Source organism: Candidatus Hydrogenedentota bacterium (genome assembly GCA_012730045.1).
Lineage (GTDB): Bacteria > Hydrogenedentota > Hydrogenedentia > Hydrogenedentales > CAITNO01 > JAAYBR01.
The window spans coordinates 1-3,780 of the sequence record JAAYBR010000137.1 but is presented as its reverse complement, the minus strand read 5'-3'; the positions used below and the strand labels follow the sequence as shown (position 1 = coordinate 3,780).

The 3,780-nt window shown below is 67.1% G+C and carries 3 protein-coding genes; 1 reads left to right on the top strand and 2 read right to left on the bottom strand.

Annotation, left to right across the window (positions count from 1 at the left end; all coding sequences use genetic code 11):
- Positions 1-274: 274 nt before the first annotated feature.
- Positions 275-1,603 carry a hypothetical protein gene (locus GXY15_14585; protein NLV42436.1) on the top strand — a complete coding sequence of 443 codons (1,329 nt, stop codon included), beginning with the start codon at positions 275-277 and terminating at the stop codon, positions 1,601-1,603.
- Positions 1,604-1,669: 66 nt separating this feature from the next.
- Here GXY15_14585 and GXY15_14580 read toward each other — a convergent pair whose 3' ends face one another.
- Positions 1,670-2,512, bottom strand: coding sequence for a hypothetical protein (locus tag GXY15_14580; protein ID NLV42435.1), 843 nt, complete (start codon positions 2,510-2,512; stop codon positions 1,670-1,672).
- Positions 2,509-3,282 (bottom strand): phosphotransferase, encoded by a 774-nt coding sequence (locus GXY15_14575; protein ID NLV42434.1) that lies wholly within the window; start codon positions 3,280-3,282, stop codon positions 2,509-2,511. The genes GXY15_14580 and GXY15_14575 overlap by 4 nt, the downstream gene beginning before the upstream one ends.
- Between the last annotated feature and the right edge of the window lie 498 nt (positions 3,283-3,780).

Here is a 3,780-nt window from a genome sequence, read left to right as displayed (position 1 = left end):
GAGGGCTGCGGGAGGGCCGGAAAAGTAGACGCGCCATCTTGGCGCGTTCTTGGGGTTTTCGTTGGCCCAAAGAACGCGCCAAGATGGCGCGTCTACTTTGCGGGCGTTCTCGCCGACTTACTTCATTGGCAGCGAAGCGCGGCAATCTCGTTCCCGGCATGACGCCGGCTTTCACAGCGTCTTGTCCAACGATCAGGGGCGGATGCGTCCTGTGGCGGCGGCCCGCCGCTGTGGGATATGCTAGGGATTCACCGCAATCATTCGGAGATAGCCGATGACCCGTTTCCTCACATTACTGTCCATTCTCTTGACCGGGGCTTGCATCCCGGCGCTTTCCTGGGCCGCCCCGGAAGTGCTGGAGGAGGTGCCGGTCGCCAAGGTGTGGGCGGGACATCCCGTGGGCTTTTGCCTGCTCACCGATGCGCCGCGCCAGTATGTGGCGTTCTACGACGCGGACCGGTGGATGACCGTCGGCATGCGGACCCTGGGCGAGAAGGCGTGGACCTTTGCCCGCCTGCCGGAGCGGGTGCTTTGGGACAGCCACAACGGCATCACCCTCGTGCTGGACGACGCCGGGCATCTCCATCTCTGCGGCAACATGCACGTGGACCCGCTGGTGTATTACCGCACCACCGCGCCGGGGGATGTCACCTCCTTCCAGCGCATCCACAACATGGTCGGCCCGAACGAGGACAAATGCACCTATCCGCAGTTCCTCCGGGGCGCGGAGAATGAACTGGTCTTCACCTACCGCGACGGCAAGAGCGGCGAGGGCAACCAGGTTTACAACGCCTACGACGTCCAGACCGAAAAGTGGCGGCGTCTGCTGGCCAGCCCCCTGACGGACGGCGAGGGGCTGATGAACGCCTATTTCCAGGGACCGGTCAGGGGGCCGGACGGGCTTTTCCACCTGTGCTGGGTCTGGCGCGACCATTACGGCTGCGAGAGCAACCACGACCTGTCCTACGCGCGCAGCCGCGACCTGGTCCACTGGGAGGACAGCCGGGGCAACGCCCTGCCCCTGCCCATCAAACTGGCGGACTGCGACATTGTGGACCCCGTGCCCGTCAAGGGCGGCATGATCAACGGCAACCACAAGATCGGCTTCGACTCCAAGAACCGGGTGATCATCTCCTACCACAAGTTCGACGCCAACGGGATCACCCAGCTCTACAACGCCCGGCTGGAGGACGACAAATGGGTCATCCGTCAGGCCAGCGAATGGGATTACCGCTGGTGGTTTGAGGGCGGCGGAACCATCGTGCCTGAGGTGGGCGTGGGGTCTGTGGCGCCGGAGGGGGAGGGGCGCCTCGCGCAGACCTGGAGCCATGTGAAACTCGGCGAAGGCGGCTGGCTGCTGGATGAGGAGACCCTGAAAACCGTCGGGCCGTTGGACAGGCCGGCGTCCCGTCCGGCTTCTCTTTCCAAAGTCACCACTGACCACCCGGACATGCAGGTCAACTGGTGCGCCGACACGGGCGAAAACACCGGCGGCGGCACCTATGTCCTCCGATGGGAGACCATGAAAAAAAACCGCGACAGGCCCAGGGAGTCCTACCCGGAGCCCGGCATGCTGATGCTCTACCGCATCGGCGGGGAGTAGGGAGGACCGTCGGGCAGGAGGCCGTCCGCGGATTGCGCAGAGGTGCGCAGATGGGCGGGGGCGGACCTACTCCACCGGGGGGAGCTCGTCGCGGATGCGGCGGGGTCGGACGCCCTGTTTGTCCCATTTGGCCTCGATGCGCATGCGGCGTTCGCGCTGGCCGTCGCGGACCCGGGGCATCCAGGTGCGCGGGTCGATCTCCGGGGGGAGCATCTTCTGGAGGAAGGGCACCAGCAGCACGTCGCCCAGGGCGTCGCAGAAAGAGTCGTAGAGCTGGATATGGTTCTTCAGCCGTTTTTCCTCGTCATACGCGCAGTCCAGGGTGACGGCGTCGAGGTCTATGAAGTAGAAGCGCGCGCCGTCGCGGGTGAAGATGTTCTTTCCCGACAGGTCGGCGTGGTAGGCGTTCGCCTCCGCCAGCCCGTTCACGGCATCGGCGAGGTGGTCGAGGAAGGCCGCGAAGGCATCCGGTCCCGCCCCGCTTTTCACGAGATGAAGCAGGTGCCGCTCCACGTCGCGGAACCCGTCCAGATACTGGAACACATGGACCGTGGCGGTGACGACCCCCAGCCGCGAGTGCTCGATGAACGCGAGGGGTTCCGGCACGCGCACCCCGTGCGCGCGGAGGCGCAGGGCGGCCAGCCAGGCGTGCCGGCGTTTCTCGCGCTGGAGGGTGTTCCGCGCCGCAGCCACGGGGAGGGGCCCCGCGCTCTCTTTGACCACCCAGTGGCCCACGCGGCGCACTTTCGCCTTGGGCGAGGTCTTGATGGGCTCCCCGGGATGGTTCAGCAGCGTCTGGAGCTGGGCGTCGGTGACATCGTTGCGGAGGTACATCGCCTTTCCCGGCGCGCGCTCCACGCGGAAGTTCTCCGGGCACATGGGGTCCGGTGTGTTTCCGGCATCGGTCATTCAGAAACGCCTTTTCTTCCCGCACCCCGCAGACGGTACGCCACCTCCAGCCAGCCCGGGATCACGGCGGGGCCGTATCCCTCCAGAAACGCGGTGAACAGTGCCGGCTGCAGTCCGCGCCGCTCCAGCGACCGCCGGAAACGCAGCAGGTTCCGTGCCCGGTTCAGGCCGCCGGGGGGTGCCCCGACCCGTGCGCCGTCGAAGTCTATCAGCATCGGACCCTCCGGGGAAACCAGCAGGTTCTTTACCTGGAGGTCCGCGTGCCAGACGCCGGCATCGTGCATCTTCCGGACCACCGCGCCGCAGCGGCGGAGGGTCTCCGCGCGCGTCTCGGGGTCGGCATGGTTGGGCGCGCGCAGCCAGGCCAGCAGGTCGGGGGCGTCCACGGCCTCCGTGGCCAGCGCGCCGCGCAGAAACCCGCCGGTCCGTTGCCACGAGACCCCCAGGGGGATCGGCGCGGGAATCCCCCGGGCGACGGCCTCGCAGTGCGCCTCAAACTCCCGCAGAGGCCGGTTCTCCAGCACATAGTTCCGCCCGAGAAACCGCATGACCCCACCCCGGCGGCAGGGCCGCACCAGTCCGTCGCGCCCGGGCAACCAGGAAAAGCGGAAGAGGGCACCCCGGCCGCCCTCGATGTCCGCCGACGCGGTTTCCACTTCCGTGAGCGCCCGGACAACGGCCTCCGCGCCTTCGCGGCGCGTGACCAGAGACACGTCCCCCGCACTCTGGGCCGCGTATAGACACTCAATCTCTTTGGGAAGCCGGGGCATGGGTTCACCGTCCTCGTGTGCGCGGATTATGGGGCGGGCATACCGCACAACGCAAGCCGTGCCCGGGGAGCGGACCGTTTTGCCCGCAAGATGCGCCAGAGCGCAGGCATTCCGGCAAGAGGTCGCCGCGTCGGCCGCTGCGCGGCCTCCTCGCGATGACGGTGGCAATGTGCGTCATCACGAGGGAGCGCAGCGACCGAAGTGATCTCGTTCCCGGCACGACCCGAATTGTCGCCGCCGCTGTTGGGAAATCACGGGCACCCCTGCTCGCCGAAAAGAAGAGGGCGCGGCAAGCGGCGCCCCTACCCGCCCATGCCCCGGGCACAAACGAAAACACCGGACGATCCTCTTGTAGGGGCGCCGCTTGCTGCGCCCCTACCCGCCCATGCCCCGGGCACAAACGAACACACCGGGCAATCCTCTTGTAGGGGTGCCGCTTGCTGCGCCCCTACCCGCCCATGCCCCGGGCACAAACGAAAACACCGGACGATCCTCTTG

Coding starts and splice junctions, on each gene's coding strand:
- GXY15_14585 (NLV42436.1), top strand. CDS start 275: ATGACCCGTTTCCTCACATTACTGTCCATTCTCTTGACCGGGGCTTGC.
- GXY15_14580 (NLV42435.1), bottom strand. CDS start 2,512: ATGACCGATGCCGGAAACACACCGGACCCCATGTGCCCGGAGAACTTC.
- GXY15_14575 (NLV42434.1), bottom strand. CDS start 3,282: ATGCCCCGGCTTCCCAAAGAGATTGAGTGTCTATACGCGGCCCAGAGT.